We start from the raw sequence: 14,922 nt of genomic DNA, 5'->3' as shown, positions 1-14,922 counted from the left end.
ATGTTCACCGGCATCGTCGAGGAGCTGGGCGAGATCGTCCGGAGCACCGAGACCGGAGGCGACTCCGCGCTGGTCGCCATCCGCGGCCCGCTGGTCACCTCGGACGCCCGGCACGGCGACTCCATCGCGGTCAACGGGGTCTGCCTGACCGTGGTCGACGTCGACGGGGGCGTCTTCACCGCCGACGTGATGGGCGAGACGCTGCGCCGCACCGCGCTCGGGGCGCTGCGCCCCGGCGACCCGGTCAACCTGGAGCGGGCCGCCGCGCTGAACAGCCGGCTCGGCGGGCACCTGGTGCAGGGGCACGTCGACGGGGTCGGCGAGGTCGTCGCCCGGGAGCCGGCCGCACAGTGGGAGACGGTCCGGTTCCGGCTGCCGGCCGGGCTGTCCCGCTACGTGGTGGAGAAGGGCTCGATCACCGTCGACGGGGTGTCGCTGACCGTCGCGGAGGTGGGCGACGACTGGTTCTCGGTCGGGCTCATCCCCACCACGCTCAAGCTCACCGTGCTCGGCGACAAGCAGGTCGGCGACCCGGTCAACCTGGAGGTGGACGTGCTCGCCAAGTACGTCGAGCGCCTGATGGGCGGTGCCCGGTGACGGGCCCGCTCGGCTGGTTGCTCGACGCCCAGGTGCACGTCGCCGGCTCGCCGGTGCTGGTCCGGGAGATCGTCGGCAACGTCTTCGGGCTGGCGTCGGCGCTGCTCGGGCTGCGCCGGGTGGTCTGGGCCTGGCCGGTCGGCATGATCGGCAACGGGCTGCTGTTCACCGTGTTCCTCGGCGGCGTCTTCGCCACCCCGCAGGCGCACGACCTCTACGGCCAGGCCGGCCGCCAGGTGTTCTTCTTCGCGGTGAGCGTCTACGGCTGGTGGCGCTGGTCGCGCAACCGCCGCTCGGGTGGCGGTGCGGAGCCGGCCGTGGTGCCGCGCTGGGCCACCTGGCGGGAGCGGCTGGGTCTGCTCGTCGTGGCGGCGGTGGGCACCGCCGCCGCGTACCCGGTGCTGGCCGCGCTGGGCTCGTGGGGTCCGCTGCCGGACGCCTGGATCCTGGTCGGCAGTCTGCTCGCCACCTACGGCATGGCCCGGGGCTGGGTGGAGTTCTGGCTGGTCTGGATCGCCGTCGACGCGGTCGGCGTGCCGCTGCTGCTGCGCGGCGGCTTCTACCCGTCGGCCGCCATGTACCTGGTCTACGGCGCGTTCTGCGCGGCCGGCTTCTACAGCTGGTGGCGCACCTCGCGGGCGGCGACTGCCGCGCGCACCCCGATTCCGGCGACATACTCGGAGGTCGTGGCATGACCACCTTCGGTTCGATCGAACAGGCGGTGGCGGACATCGCCGCCGGGCGGCCCGTGGTCGTGGTCGACGACGAGGACCGGGAGAACGAGGGCGACCTGATCTTCGCGGCCGAGCTGGCCACCCCGGAACTGGTCGCGTTCATGGTGCGCTACACGTCCGGCTACGTCTGCGTGCCGCTGACCGAGGCCGAGTGCGACCGGCTCGACCTGCCGCCGATGCACCACACCAACCAGGACCGGCGGGGCACCGCCTACACGGTGACCGTGGACGCCCGCGAGGGGGTCGGCACCGGCATCTCGGCCGCCGACCGGTCGCACACCATCCGGCTGCTCGCCGACGCCGGCACCGACCCGACCGACCTGGCCCGCCCGGGGCACGTGGTGCCGCTGCGCGCCCGCGCGGGCGGCGTGCTGCGGCGTCCCGGGCACACCGAGGCGGCGGTGGACCTGACCCGGCTGGCCGGCCTGCGTCCGGCCGGCGTGCTCTGTGAGCTGGTCAACGACGACGGCACCATGATGCGCCTGCCGGACCTGGAGAAGTTCTGCGCCGAGCACGGCCTCACGCTGGTCACCATCGCCGACCTGATCGCGCACCGGCGGCACACCGAGAAGCAGGTCGAGCTGGCCGCCGAGGCGCGGATGCCCACGCCGTACGGCGTGTTCCGGGCGTACGGCTACCGCGCGGCGCACGACCCGGCCGAGCACGTCGCGTTGGTCTTCGGTGACCTCGGCGACGGGCGGGACGTGCTGGTCCGGGTGCACTCCGAGTGCCTCACCGGGGACGTCTTCGGCTCGCTGCGCTGCGACTGCGGCCCGCAGTTGCAGGCCGCGCTGGCCCGGGTCGCCGAGGAGGGGCGCGGCGTGGTGCTCTACGTGCGCGGGCACGAGGGCCGCGGCATCGGCCTGCTGCACAAGCTGCAGGCGTACCAGTTGCAGGACCAGGGACGCGACACCGTGGACGCGAACCTCGACCTGGGTCTGCCGGCCGACGCGCGCGACTACGGCACCGGCGCGCAGATCCTGTACGACCTCGGCGTCCGCTCGATGCGGCTGCTGACCAACAACCCGGCCAAGCGGGCCGGCCTGGAGGGGTACGGCCTCACCGTGACCGGCCGGGAGGGGCTGCCGGTGCGGTCCAACCCGGAGAACGTGCGCTACCTGCGCACCAAGCGGGACCGGATGGGCCACCTCCTGGACGGGCTGGACGAGGCGGGCGGGACAGGCGAGGTGACCGAGGCGCCGATGGGGCGTCCGGTGGCCGGTGACGAGATCGGAGCGTAGGGCGATGGCGGGTTTCGGGGAGCCGGGCGCGCCCGCGGTGGACGCCGCCGGGCTGACCGTCGGCGTGGTGGCGGCGCGCTGGCACGGCGAGCTGACCGACCACATGGCCGACCGCGCGACGGCGGCGGCCGAGGCGTGCGGCGCGCGGGCCGTGGTGGCCCGGGTGGCCGGCTCGGTGGAGCTGCCGGTGGTGGCCCAGGCGATGGCCCGGCGCTTCGACGTGGTGGTCGCGCTCGGCGTCGTGGTGCGCGGCGCGACCGCGCACTTCGACTACGTGTGCCAGTCGGTGACCGAGGGGCTGACCCGGGTGGCGCTGGACGAGGGCAAGCCGGTGGCGCACGGGGTGCTCACGGTGGACACCATCGAGCAGGCCCGGGACCGGGCCGGGCTGCCCGGCTCGGCCGAGGACAAGGGCTGGGCGGCCACCGTGGCCGCGCTGGAGGCCGCGCTGGCGATCCGCGGCCTGGACGCGGCAAACGCCCATCGGGTGGGCTTCGCCTGACCGGGATCCGTCGATCCGGGCCGGGTCTGCCGGGGCGAGGTGGTTCCGGCGAGCGGCAGGTGCCCTTGCGGCTGCCTTTCGAGCTGATGTCACCAACGACTCGCCCTCGCCCCGCCGTTGCCGCCGACCGGGTCCGGCTCCGCCGACCATGACGGTGGTGGGGCGAGTCGTTCTCGCTGTCAGCTCCACAGACGGCGCGGCGCGGACCTCGTCCGGGCGGCGTCGAAGTGGCTACCCGGCGGTGACCTCGGCGGCCCGTGCGGCGGCGGGTTGCTCGCCGCCGACGGTCGGGGTGGTGAGGCGGCGGCCGGTGAGCAGGTAGCCGGCGGTGGCCGTCAGCACGATCCCGATCACGCCGTAGAGCAGCCGGTAGTCCACCAGGCCGACCATCAGCGCGCCGGCGCCGATCGCCATCGCCTGGGGGCCGCTGGCCATCGCGTCAAGCGCCGCCGAGGCCCGACCGACAAGCTCCGGCGCGGTACGCCGCTGCATCAGCGTCATGATCGCCACCATGGCGACCGGCAGGCCCAGCCCGATCAGGACGCTCGCCACCACGGCCAGCCAGAGGGCCGGCCGGGCCAGCGCCACGCTGGCCAGCGCGACGCAGGACACGGCGAGCGCCATCGCGCCCAGCTCGCCGAGGCGACGGACGAGCATCGCCGAGGCGACGCCGCCGACCAGGCCCCCGACACCCTGCAACGAGACCAGCACACCGAGGAAGGCCGGCTCCCGCCCGAGGCCCTGGTCGACGTACGCGAACCAGAGCGTCTCGCCGAACCCGAGGCCGACCGACGCGGCGATGGCCGCCACCAGCGCGCGCCGCAGCGCCGGTTCACCCACCAGGTGCCGGATGCCGGCGGCCAGTTCGCCGCGTCCGCCGCCGGCCGCGACCGTCCGGACCGGCCCCGGGATCGCCTGATCGCGGTCGTCCTCCTCGACCGGCGCCGGCCGCAGCGCGAGTCCGGCCAACGCGGCCACCAGGAAACCGGCGGCACAGGCGCCGGCCAGTGCGGGGCCGCCGAGCAGCACGAACAGGCCCGCGCCGAGCAGCGGACCGGCCAGCCGAAGGCCCTGCTTGACGGTCTGCGTCGCGCCGTTGGCGTCGGGCAGCAGCACGGTGGGCACCAGCTCCTGCACGAGCGCGGTGACGGTGGCGCCGAGCGCGAGATAGGACAGTCCGTAACCGGCGGCCACCGCGTAGACCACCCAGAGCCGGCCGGCGTCGTGCACGGTCAGCAGCGGCAGCAGCAGCACGGCCGTCGCGGCGTTGAGCGCCACGAACAGGCGCCCTCGGGGCACCCGGTCCACCACCCAGCCGACCAGCGGCGCGAGCACCATCGGCGCGGTCAGGGCGACGAAGGTGGCACCGGCCAGCCCGTCGGAGCCGGTGAGCTGCTTGACCCAGACGGCCAGCGCGAGCAGCAGGACCGACTCGGCCACCATGCTCACGGTCAACGCGACGAAGAACAGCCGGAAGTCCGCCCGGCGCAGCAGCCCTCTCACCGCTCCACCTCCGGCACGCCCCAGGCCGTCAGCCGCACCGGCCGCGACCCGGGCGGTCGGCTTTCCGGGTCTTCGAGCCGGGTCAGGTGGCGGGCGAACAGCGCGCGGATCTCGTCCCGCAGCCCGGCCAGCTCCTCGGCCGTGTACCAGCCGATGAACTGGTTGAAGAACCCGGCGTCACGCCACTCGGGGGCCTCCTGGCGGCGGGCGGACATCCAGTCCCAGAGCTTGCGGTACTCCAGGTCGAGCAGGACGCGCGCGGCGGCGTCGCCGGCCCGGGCCAGCTCGGGGCTCTCGTCTCCGTCGCCCCACCGGTGGCCGTCGGTGACCAGCCGCCACGGCCGTTGCCGCCCGGTGCCGCCGCCGGCCTCGGCGACGAAGCCGTACCTGGCGAGCTGGCGCAGGTGCCAGGAGCAGTTGGCCGGGCTCTCGCCGACCCGCTCGGAGACCTCGGTGGCGGTCAGCGGCCCGTGGATGCCGACGGCGTTCAGGATGCGCAGGCGCAGGGGGTGGGTGAGGGCTCGGAGGGTGTCCACGTCGGTGATGTCGCGGGCGCGTTGCTCCGTCATATCGAAAGAATACTTTAGAAAGAGCTGTTTCGAAAGACATCTTTCGACAGGCTGCGACCCGGCGCGACCGGCCGGCCCGGGAGGCTGGAAGAATCGCCTTCCGTGAAGACGTTCGAGGAGTTGTTCGCCGAGCTGCAGGCCAAGGCCGCCGCCGGCACCCCGGGCTCGGGCACGGTCGACGCGCTCGCCAAGGGCGTGCACTTCATCGGCAAGAAGGTCGTCGAGGAGGCGGCCGAGTCGTGGATGGCGGCCGAGCACGAGGGGCCGGAACGGGCCGCGGAGGAGATCTCCCAGCTGCTCTACCAGGCGCAGGTGCTGATGCTGGCCACCGGTCTCGAACTCAAGGACGTCTACCGACATCTGTGAGTGCCCGTCCGCTGATCATCCGATCGAACGAAGGAGCACTCCCATGCTGCGTGTCGCCGTACCCAACAAGGGTGCCCTCGCCGAGAAGGCCGCCCAGATGCTGCGCGAGGCGGGCTACCGCCAGCGCACCGACCCGAAGGACCTGGTCTGCCGGGACGAGCCCAACGACATCGAGTTCTTCTACCTGCGTCCCAAGGACATCGCCACCTACGTCGGCTCCGGTGACCTGGACGTCGGCATCACCGGGCGGGACCTGCTGATCGACTCCGGCGCGCCGGCCGAGGAGGTGGTGGACCTGGCCTTCGCCCGGGCCACCTTCCGGTTCGCCGCCCGCCCGCAGGACGTGGACGACGTACGGGAGCTGGGCGGGCACCGGATCGCCACCGCGTACCCCGGTCTGGTCGAACGCCACCTCGCCGAGCTGGACGTCAAGGCCGAGGTGATCCGGCTCGACGGCGCGGTCGAGAACGCCATCCGGCTCGGCGTGGCCGACGTGGTCGCCGACGTGGTGGAGACCGGTGCCACGCTGCGCCAGGCCGGCCTGGTGGTCTTCGGCGAGCCGCTGCTGCGCTCGTCGGCGGTGCTGGTGCGCCGGTCCGGTGCGCCGGGCGGCGCCCAGCAGGGGCAGCTCGAACGCCGGCTGCACGGCGTGCTGGTGGCCCGCCGCTACGTGATGCTCGCCTACGACGTGCCGGCCGGGCTGCTCGACCGGGCCAGCTCGCTCACCCCGGGCATCGAGTCGCCCACGGTGTCGCCGCTGCACCGGGAGGGCTGGGTCGCGGTGCAGGCGATGGTGCTCCGCGACGACGTGCACCGGATCATGGACGAGCTGTACGAGTTGGGCGCCCGGGCGATCCTGGTCACCAACATCCACGCCTGCCGGCTGTGAGGCCGCTGCCGCTCCCGGCCGCGCTGGCCGTCGTCGTCCTGGGCGGCGTGGCCTCGGCCGCCCAGGGCGTGGTCAACGCCGAGCTGGGGGAGCGGACCGGCGATCCGGTGCTCGGTGCCGTGGTCAACAACCTGGGCGGCTGCCTGATCGTGCTGGCCGGGCTGGCCGTGGTCCCGTCTATGCGGGCCGGGCTGGCCGGGTTGCGCCGCGCCGGCCTGTCCTGGTGGTCCTACCTGGGCGGGCTCGGCGGCGCGGTGATCGTGCTGACCGCCCCGGTGGTGGTGCCGGCGCTCGGGGTGGCGGTGTTCACCATCGCCCAGGTGGCCGGCGGCAGCCTCGGCGGCCTGGCCGTCGACCGGGGCGGGCTGGCCGCCGGCGGCCGGCTGCCGCTCACCGTGCCCCGCGTGGCCGGGGCGCTGCTCGGCGTCGGCGCGGTGGCCCTCGCGCAGCTCGGCCGGCCGGTCGGCGACCTGGCGGTCGGGCTGGTGCTGCTCTCGGTCGTCGGTGGGCTGGCGGTGTCGCTCCAGTCCGCGCTCAACGGCCGGGTCGCGGCCGGGATCGGGCCGGCCGCCGGCCTCGCGGTGAACTTCGTGGTCAGCACGACCGTGATCGGCGCGGTGGCGGTGGTGGCCGGCTCGCTGGCCGACCAGCCGCGCTGGCCCACCCAGTGGTGGCTCTACGTCGGCGGCGTGTTCGGCGTCGGCATCGTGCTCGCCCTGCTGGTCGGCGTACGCGCCGCCGGCGTGCTGCGGACCGGCCTGGCGCTGGTGGCCGGGCAACTCGGCGGCGCGCTGCTGCTGGACCTGGCGCTGCCCGGCGGTCCCGGCGTCCGGTTGCCGGTGCTGGCCGGCGCCGTGCTGACGCTGCTGGCGGTGCTGGTGGCCGGGGTCCGACGGCGGGCGCCGGCCCGTGTGGCGGTGGAACGCGAGCGCGACCCGGATGGCAGACTGGTCGGGTGAGCGATTCCGTGGTGACCGTGCGGCCCCGCCGCATCCGGGTGGTCTGCTGGGCGTCGGCGATCGCGCTGGTGGTGGTCTTCAGTCTCGTCGCGACGTCGCTGACCGGCGCCACCGGCGACGGCTACGGCTCGTTCCAGCGCGGCGACCAGTTCGCCATGGTCGGGTTGGGCGTCTTCGGCGCGCTCGGGTTCCTGCTGTTCACCCGCCCGCGGGTGGTCGCCGACGCCAAGGGCGTGCGGGTGCGCAACGTGATCGGCTCGTACGAGCTGCCCTGGGAGGTGATCCGCGGCGTCCGGTTCGACCGCGGCGCGCCGTGGGCCAGCCTGGAGCTGCACGACGACGACCTGCTGCCGATCGTGGCGTTGCAGGCGGCCGACAAGGAGAGCGCGGTCGAGGCGGTCCGCGCGCTGCGTCGCCTGCACCAGGCGCACCTGGCCGCGCTCGCCGCCGGCCAGCCGACGCCCCGCTGACCTGCGAGGCCCGGTTTGGGCCGGCCTGGGCCGAGGGTGTAGTGTTGCGGAGTCGACCAGACTGCCCCCGTCCCTGACGAGCGGGCGGTCGCGAAGCGGAGCGCCCGCTCCCACCCGAGTCGCCGTCGAGGCGTCCGGGTCCGGTCCCCGGTTTCGGGCACGTCCCGATCCCGGATGCGCGATCCTGTGATCGTGCCGACCGGTCGAGTGGGCCCTGGCATACGCCGGGGCCTTCTGCTTTCCGGGTCGGCTCCCGCCCGGGAGCCCACGGAGTCGGCACCGTAGGACACTCGACTCGAGGAGGCCACATCAGCGTCGAACCACGCGTGAACGAGCAGATCCGGGCACGTGAGGTCCGACTGGTCGGCCCTGAGGGTGAGCAGGTGGGCATCGTCCCGCTGGAGCGCGCCCTGCAGCTGGCCGCGGACGTCGACCTGGACCTGGTCGAGGTTGCGCCGATGGCGCGCCCGCCGGTGTGCAAGCTCATGGACTTCGGCAAGTTCAAGTACGAGAGCGCACTCAAGGCGCGCGAAGCGCGGCGTAACCAGCAGCAGACCGTCATCAAGGAGATGAAGCTCCGGCCGAAGATCGACCCGCACGACTACGAGACCAAGAAGGGTCACGTGGTGCGGTTCCTCAAGGCGGGCGACAAGGTCAAGGTGACGATCATGTTCCGCGGTCGCGAGCAGAGCCGCCCGGAGCTGGGTTACCGGCTCCTGCGCCGGCTCGAGTCCGAGATCACGGACCTGGGATACGTCGAGGCCGCGCCGAAGCAGGACGGCCGAAACATGATCATGGTTCTCGCTCCGCACCGGGCCGTCAAGGCCTCCGCGGTCGCCGCCACGGCGTCCCGCGGTGGTCCTCGGGACCGCGCCGCGGAGGAGTCGGCAGCCCCGGCAGGTGGCGAGGCCCCGGCGGCCGGCGAGACCGCAGCAGCCGGCGAGACCGGCCCGACCGCTGACACCAGCGGCCAGTAACAGGGAGAGACGTTCCACATGCCGAAGATGAAGAGCCACACGGGTATGGGCAAGCGGGTCAAGGTGACCGGCAAGGGCAAGATCGTTGCCCAGCAGGCCGGCCTCCGCCACAACCTGGAGAAGAAGCCCTCCACCCAGACCCGGCGGCTGACCGGCACGGTCGAGCTGGCCAAGGCCGACACCAAGCGCATCAAGAAGCTGCTCGGCCGCTGACGCGAGCCACCTGAACCGAAGAAGGAGTTGAGATGGCACGCGTCAAGCGGGCTGTGAACGCCCAGAAGAAGCGTCGTACCCTGCTGGAGACCGCGAGCGGTTACCGCGGTCAGCGCTCCCGGCTCTACCGCAAGGCCAAGGAGCAGGTGCTGCACTCGATGCAGTACGCCTACCGGGACCGTCGCGACCGCAAGGGCGACTTCCGGCAGCTCTGGATCCAGCGGATCAACGCCGGGGCCCGGGCCAACGGCATGACCTACAACCGGCTGATCCAGGGCCTGCGCCTGGCCGGCATCGAGGTCGACCGCAAGATCCTGGCCGACCTGGCCGTCAACGACGCCGCCGCGTTCGCGGCGATCGTCGAGCTGGCCCGCGCCGCCGTGGCGGCCGAGGGCACCGGTGGCGCCGCGGCCCAGGCCGCCTGACCCCACCCGTACGGCAGATCGAGGCGTCTCCCATGCAGTCACCGTCGCAGGGGAGGCGCCTCGACGCCGTTCCCGGCCCGTTCACCCCGCGTACCCCGAGGGTCGCGGCGGCCCGCCGGCTGCACCGCCGGCGCGACCGCGACCAGGCCGGCCGGTTCCTGGCCGAGGGGCCGCAGGCGGTCCGCGAGGCGCTCGCCCGCGACGGGTCGGTGGTCGAGCTGTTCGGCACCCCGGCGGCCCTGTACCGGTACGCCGACCTCGCCGCCACCGCCGCCCGCGCCGCCGTGCCGGTCTCCGAGGTCACCGACGACGCCCTGGCGGCGCTCGCCGAGACCGTGGCCCCGCAGGGCCTGGTGGCGGTCTGCCGGCACCTCGACGTACCCCTGGCCGACGCCCTCGCGCGCGGGCCGCGCCTGGTCGCGGTGCTCGCCGGGATCCGTGACCCGGGCAACGCCGGGACGGTGCTGCGCACCGCCGACGCGGCCGGCGCCGGCGCGGTGGTCTTCGCCGGCGAGGCCGTCGACCCCTACAACGGCAAGTGCGTGCGCGCCTCCGCCGGCAGCCTGTTCCACGTCGACGTGGTCCGCGCCGACGACCCGGTCCGGGTGGTCGAGGCGCTGCGGGCCGCCGGGCTGGCGGTGCTGGCCACCACCGGGTACGGCGACAGCGACCTGGACGACCTCGCCGACGCCGGCCGGCTCGCCGCCCCCACCGCCTGGCTGTTCGGCTCGGAGGCGCACGGCCTGCCGGACGAGTTGACCGCCGCGGCCGACGCCCGGGTCCGGGTGCCGCTGCACGGGCGCGCCGAGAGCCTGAACCTGGCTGCGGCGGCGGCCGTCTGCCTGTATTCTTCGGCCAGAGCACTGCGTCGATCCACGATGACGCAGCACACAGCAGGGGAGTCCGCCTCGTGATGAACGCGCCACGGCGTTCGTTTAGCCAGCCCGCCGGTGTCGGCGGGCGGCAGGCCTGACCCTTCCTCCCTGCACGACTCCCACCGGCGGGCTGCGGCGAAGCCGCGCGTCCGTAGACTCGCCTGGCCGCCCTGTGGAAGGGGCGGCGCCGCCGTGAGGGAGTGCCCGTTCACCATGAGCTACCGCAACGATCCGTACGACCCGAAGCAGGTCGCCCTGCTCGACCCGGACGCCCTGGCCGGGGCCGTGGCCGCCGCCGAGAAGGCGTTCGCCGCCGCCGCCGACCCGGACGCGCTGACCGCGCTGCGCCCCGCGCACCTGGGGGACCGGTCCCCGGTGTCCCTGGCGCGCCGGGAGATCGGCGCGCTGCCGCCGGCCGCGAAGTCCGACGCCGGCAAGCGGGTCAACGAGGCCCGCCGCGCCATCGAAGCCGCGTACGGCGCCCGGCAGGAGATCCTCGACCGTGAGCAGGCCGAGCGGGTGCTGGTGGAGGAGCGGGTCGACGTGACCCTGCCCCACGACCGCCGGCCACGTGGCGCCCGCCATCCGCTGACCGTGCTGATGGAGCAGATCAGCGACCTGTTCATCGGGATGGGCTACGAGGTGGCCGAGGGTCCCGAGGTCGAGCTGGAGTGGACCAACTTCGACGCGCTCAACATCCCGGCCGACCACCCGGCGCGGGGCCTGATGGACACGTTCCACATCGCACCTGCCGACGGCTCCGCCGCGGCTGCGGCCGGCTCAGCGGGCTCGGGCCTCGTTCTCCGGACCCACACGTCGCCGGTGCAGGCGCGCACCATGCTCAGCCGCAAGCCACCGATCTACGTGGTGGTGCCCGGCCGGGTCTACCGCACCGACGAGCTGGACGCCACCCACGCGCCGGTCTTCCACCAGGTCGAGGGCCTGGTGGTGGACAAGGGCATCACCATGGCGCACCTGCGCGGCACGCTCGACCACTTCGCCCGGGCCATGTTCGGCGAGGGCGCGAAGACCCGCTGGCGGCCGCACTACTTCCCGTTCACCGAGCCGTCGGCCGAGTTCGACGTCTGGTTCCCGGAGCACCGGGACGGGCCGCAGTGGGTCGAGTGGGGCGGCTGCGGCATGGTCAACCCGCGGGTGCTGCGCGCCTGCGGCATCGACCCGGAGGTCTACTCCGGATTCGCGTTCGGGATGGGCATCGACCGGACCGTGATGGTCCGGCACGGGGTCAGCGACATGCGGGACATGGCCGAGGGCGACGTGCGGTTCACCCGCGCGTTCGGCGCCTGAGCTACGGGAAACGGCGGTAGAACAGTCATGCGAGTTTCTGTCAGTTGGTTGCGGGAGTACGTGGATCTTCCCGTCGACCTGCCCACCGGCGACCTGGAGCAGGCGCTTGTCGACCTCGGCATCGAGGTCGAGTCGATCGTGGACCTGCGGGAGACCGTCACCGGTCCGCTGGTCGTGGGCGAGGTTCTCGAGATCGAGGAGCTGACCGGTTTCAAGAAGCCGATCCGCTTCTGCCGGGTGGACGTGGGCGCCGCGAACGGCACCGGCGAGCCGCAGGAGATCGTCTGCGGCGCGCGCAACTTCGCCCCGGGCGACAAGGTCGTGGTGATCCTGCCGGGCGGCGTGCTGCCCGGCGACTTCGCCATCGGCGCGCGCAAGACGTACGGGCGCAACTCCCACGGGATGATCTGCTCGGCGCAGGAGCTGGGCCTGGGCGACGACCACTCGGGCATCATCGTGCTGCCCGCCGACGTCAAGGCCCAGCCCGGCGACGACGCGCGGCCGATCGTCGGCCTCGACGACGTGGTGGTCGACATGGAGATCACCCCGGACCGTGGGTACGCGCTCAGCGTCCGGGGCATCGCCCGGGAGCTGTCGCACGCGCTCGGCGTGCCGTTCCGCGACCCGGCCGACGCGCCGGCCACCGGGGGGACCGCCGAACCGGCGTACCCGGTCGAGGTGCGCGACCCGGTCGGCTGCGACCGGTTCGCCGCCCGGATGGTGCGCGGCGTCGACCCGACGGTCGAGACACCCGGGTGGATGGTGCAGCGGCTCACCGCGGCCGGGGTGCGCAGCATCTCGCTGCCGGTCGACATCACCAACTACCTGATGCTCGAACTCGGCCAGCCGATGCACGCCTTCGACGCCGACCGGATCGCCGGGCCGCTCGTGGTGCGCCGCGCCGAACCGGGGGAGAAGCTGACCACGCTCGACGGGGTGAGCCGCAGCCTGGCCGCCGAGGACATGGTCATCTGCGACGAGACGGGGCCGATCTCGCTGGCCGCGGTGATGGGCGGCGAGACCAGCGAGGTGCTCGCCTCCACCACCGACGTGCTGTTCGAGGCCGCGCACTGGGACCCGGCCATGGTCGGCCGCACCGCGCGGCGGCACAAGCTGTTCAGCGAGGCCGCGAAGCGCTGGGAGCGGGGCGTCGACCCGACCCTGCCACTGGTCGCGCTGGAGAAGGCGGTCCGCCTGCTCACCGACCTGGCCGGCGGCACGGCCGGCGCCGAGGTGCTCGACCTCGACCACGTCCGTCCGCTCCCGCCGGTCACGCTGCCGGTGGACCTGCCCTCGCGCCGGATCGGCGTGTCCTACCCGGCCGACCGGGTGGTGGAGCTGCTGGAGCAGGTCGGGTGCGCGGTCACCCGGGGCGGCGACCGGCTCGGCGAGGATCCCGGCGCCGCCGGGGTGGCCGCCGCCGGCGCCGGCGAGGTGCTGACCGTGACGCCGCCGAGCTGGCGACCCGACCTGACCGACCCGGCCGACCTGGTGGAGGAGGTGGTCCGCCTCGACGGGTACGACCGGGTGCCGTCGGTGCTGCCCGCCGCGCGCCCCGGCCGGGGCCTCACCCCGCCGCAGCAGCGCCGCCGCGCGGTGGCCCGTTCGCTCGCCGAGCGGGGCTGGGTCGAGGTGCTCGCGCAGCCGTTCGTCGCGCCGGAGCTGGCCGACCAGCTCGGCCTGCCGGCCGACGATCCGCGCCGGGAGGCGGTGCGGGTGGCCAACCCGCTGTCCGAGGAGGAGCCGTTGCTGCGCACCACGCTGCTCGGCCCGCTGCTCGGCATCGTCAAGCGCAACGTCGGCCGGGGCCAGCGGGACGTGGCGATCTACGAGATCGGCACGGTCTTCCACGCGCGTCCCGGCGCCGGCTCCCCGCCGGCCATGGGCGTGGACCGCCGTCCCACCGACGAGGAGTTCGCCGCCGCCGACGCGGTGGTGCCGGCGCAGCCGCGGCACGTCGCGGTGGCGGTGTGCGGCGAGATCGAGCCGGCCGGCTGGTGGGGCGCGGGCCGCGCGGCCGGCTGGGCGGACGCGGTCGAGGCGGGCCGGGCGGTGCTCGACGCCGCCGGCATCCCCGCCGACCGGGTCACGGTCCGGGCCGGGGAACGCGCGCCCTGGCACCCCGGCCGCTGCGCCGAGCTGCTTGTCGACGACGCCGTCGTCGGTCACGCCGGCGAGCTGCACCCGGCCGTGGTGGCCGCGCTGGAACTGCCCCGGCGCACCAGCGTGATGGAGCTGGACCTGGACGCGCTGCCCACCGCGCCGCTGGTGAGCGGACCGGCCATCTCCACGTTCCCGCCGGCGCTGATCGACGTGGCGCTCGTCGTCGACGAGGCGGTGCCGGCGGCCGAGGTGCAGCGAGCCCTGGTCGAGGGCGCCGGCGCGCTGCTGGAGGACGTCCGGCTCTTCGACGTCTACGCCTCGGCGCAGCTCGGCGCCGGGCGGAAGTCGCTGGCCTACAAGCTGACGTTCCGCGCCCCGGACCGGACGCTCGCCGGCGAGGAGGCGGTGGCCGCCCGCGACGCCGCCGTGGCGCTCGCGGCCCAGCGCTTCGGCGCCACCCTCCGCGGCGCCTGAGGTGTAAGGAGGGGCCCCCGCTTAACGCATTCGGTAGAGGCGGGGGCCCTTCTTAACAGCTGTCGTCCGGCTACGTGTCGCACATCCGACAGTGGTGGCTCGTCGGACCTCGTCGGCGCGCGAGGTCGGCGGCCGTTTCCACCGACAGGGCGGTGAGCTGCCTGGACGTCACCGGCACGGCCGGCGGGCCGCTACCGCCGGCGGTGGCGAGCATCCTGTGCGGCGGGTGCGCGGCCCGGCGGCCCGGCGACCGGGCATCCTTTTGCCGTGCAACCCCAGTCGGTAATCTCGCGTGGCGGGGATCCGTCCTGTCGGCTGGTCATCGCGGGAGAGCGCCGGGCCGGGGTCGACCGGCCGGCGGCCGGTCCGTCCTGGGAGTAGCGCGATGATCGAGGCAGTCATCTCCGCGGCACTCGTCAAGATCGCCGAAGGGTCGGGCTCCGCGCTGGTCGAGGCGATCCGGCAGCGTTTTGCCCGGTCGCCCGAGCCGACCGAGGCGATCGGCACGTTGGACCGGGTCACCCGGGACGACCGGTCGCCGGTCGACGTGGAACGGCTGCGCGCACTGCTCGTCCGGTACGCCGCCGAGGATCCCGCGTTCCTCGGCCGGCTCGCGCAGGAGACCCGGCCGACCGGGGCGACGAACGTGGTGGCCGGCAGCAACGTGGGCAAGTTGATCCAGACCAACCAGGTCGGCGACGTGTCGATGTAGCAGCA

Annotated in this window: 16 protein-coding genes and 1 pseudogene; 15 read left to right on the top strand and 2 right to left on the bottom strand. The window is 74.1% G+C overall.

Translation table 11 applies throughout. From position 1 onward, the window contains the following. Genes O7598_RS18200 through ribH form a run of 4 tightly spaced genes read left to right on the top strand, consistent with a single transcriptional unit; the run spans position 1 to position 3,074 of the window. Positions 1 to 597, top strand: coding sequence for a riboflavin synthase (locus O7598_RS18200; RefSeq protein WP_269692524.1), 597 nt, complete (start codon positions 1 to 3; stop codon positions 595 to 597). Continuing rightward, entirely contained in the window at positions 594 to 1,292 is a 699-nt protein-coding gene (gene pnuC, locus O7598_RS18195; protein WP_269692523.1) for a nicotinamide riboside transporter PnuC, read from the top strand. The genes O7598_RS18200 and pnuC overlap by 4 nt, the downstream gene beginning before the upstream one ends. Further along, the gene (locus tag O7598_RS18190; protein ID WP_269692522.1) at positions 1,289 to 2,572 is read left to right on the top strand and encodes a bifunctional 3,4-dihydroxy-2-butanone-4-phosphate synthase/GTP cyclohydrolase II; all 1,284 of its coding nucleotides are present in this window, start codon (positions 1,289 to 1,291) and stop codon (positions 2,570 to 2,572) included. Before pnuC ends, O7598_RS18190 begins: the two co-directional genes overlap by 4 nt. A gap of 4 nt (positions 2,573 to 2,576) precedes the next feature. Beyond that, positions 2,577 to 3,074 carry a 6,7-dimethyl-8-ribityllumazine synthase gene (ribH, locus tag O7598_RS18185; RefSeq protein ID WP_269692521.1) on the top strand — a complete coding sequence of 166 codons (498 nt, stop codon included), beginning with the start codon at positions 2,577 to 2,579 and terminating at the stop codon, positions 3,072 to 3,074. Between the two features lie 231 nt (positions 3,075 to 3,305). Here the strand turns inward: ribH and O7598_RS18180 are convergent, their stop codons facing one another. After that, a complete protein-coding gene (locus tag O7598_RS18180; protein ID WP_332367406.1) occupies positions 3,306 to 4,727 on the bottom strand; it encodes an MFS transporter in 1,422 nt (473 codons plus the stop codon). A 233-nt stretch (positions 4,728 to 4,960) separates the two neighbouring features. After that, positions 4,961 to 5,146, bottom strand: a pseudogene (locus O7598_RS31365) (winged helix-turn-helix domain-containing protein); the annotation flags it as partial. 102 nt (positions 5,147 to 5,248) lie between these two features. Here O7598_RS31365 and O7598_RS18170 point away from each other — a divergent pair. From O7598_RS18170 to O7598_RS18120, 11 genes are all read left to right on the top strand, one after another. Further along, the gene (locus tag O7598_RS18170) at positions 5,249 to 5,512 is read left to right on the top strand and encodes a phosphoribosyl-ATP diphosphatase (RefSeq protein ID WP_043324932.1); all 264 of its coding nucleotides are present in this window, start codon (positions 5,249 to 5,251) and stop codon (positions 5,510 to 5,512) included. Positions 5,513 to 5,555: 43 nt separating this feature from the next. After that, on the top strand, positions 5,556 to 6,401 hold the full coding sequence (hisG, locus tag O7598_RS18165) for an ATP phosphoribosyltransferase (protein ID WP_269692518.1): 846 nt from the start codon (positions 5,556 to 5,558) through the stop codon (positions 6,399 to 6,401). Continuing rightward, positions 6,398 to 7,360, top strand: a complete 963-nt coding sequence (locus O7598_RS18160) for a DMT family transporter (RefSeq protein ID WP_269692517.1) — start codon at positions 6,398 to 6,400, stop codon at positions 7,358 to 7,360. Before hisG ends, O7598_RS18160 begins: the two co-directional genes overlap by 4 nt. Next, on the top strand, positions 7,357 to 7,830 hold the full coding sequence (locus O7598_RS18155) for a PH domain-containing protein (protein WP_269692516.1): 474 nt from the start codon (positions 7,357 to 7,359) through the stop codon (positions 7,828 to 7,830). The genes O7598_RS18160 and O7598_RS18155 overlap by 4 nt, the downstream gene beginning before the upstream one ends. A gap of 326 nt (positions 7,831 to 8,156) precedes the next feature. Then, complete coding sequence (gene infC, locus O7598_RS18150) at positions 8,157 to 8,807, top strand: translation initiation factor IF-3 (protein ID WP_091067051.1); 651 nt, start codon at positions 8,157 to 8,159, stop codon at positions 8,805 to 8,807. 18 nt (positions 8,808 to 8,825) lie between these two features. Continuing rightward, positions 8,826 to 9,020, top strand: coding sequence for a 50S ribosomal protein L35 (gene rpmI, locus O7598_RS18145; RefSeq protein WP_007075851.1), 195 nt, complete (start codon positions 8,826 to 8,828; stop codon positions 9,018 to 9,020). Positions 9,021 to 9,052: 32 nt separating this feature from the next. Further along, complete coding sequence (gene rplT / locus O7598_RS18140) at positions 9,053 to 9,445, top strand: 50S ribosomal protein L20 (RefSeq protein WP_030335718.1); 393 nt, start codon at positions 9,053 to 9,055, stop codon at positions 9,443 to 9,445. A gap of 32 nt (positions 9,446 to 9,477) precedes the next feature. After that, on the top strand, positions 9,478 to 10,359 hold the full coding sequence (locus O7598_RS18135; RefSeq protein ID WP_269692515.1) for a TrmH family RNA methyltransferase: 882 nt from the start codon (positions 9,478 to 9,480) through the stop codon (positions 10,357 to 10,359). Between the two features lie 174 nt (positions 10,360 to 10,533). After that, positions 10,534 to 11,628 (top strand): phenylalanine--tRNA ligase subunit alpha, encoded by a 1,095-nt coding sequence (gene pheS / locus O7598_RS18130; RefSeq protein ID WP_269692514.1) that lies wholly within the window; start codon positions 10,534 to 10,536, stop codon positions 11,626 to 11,628. Between the two features lie 27 nt (positions 11,629 to 11,655). Beyond that, positions 11,656 to 14,205, top strand: coding sequence for a phenylalanine--tRNA ligase subunit beta (gene pheT / locus O7598_RS18125; protein ID WP_269692513.1), 2,550 nt, complete (start codon positions 11,656 to 11,658; stop codon positions 14,203 to 14,205). A gap of 385 nt (positions 14,206 to 14,590) precedes the next feature. Then, entirely contained in the window at positions 14,591 to 14,917 is a 327-nt protein-coding gene (locus O7598_RS18120) for a hypothetical protein (RefSeq protein ID WP_269692512.1), read from the top strand. Positions 14,918 to 14,922 lie beyond the last annotated feature (5 nt).

The organism is Micromonospora sp. WMMC241 (genome assembly GCF_027460165.1).
GTDB classification, from domain to species: Bacteria; Actinomycetota; Actinomycetes; order Mycobacteriales; family Micromonosporaceae; genus Micromonospora; species Micromonospora humi.
Note: the sequence above shows the minus strand (reverse complement) of the source record. Positions and strands in the feature narration are given on the sequence as shown.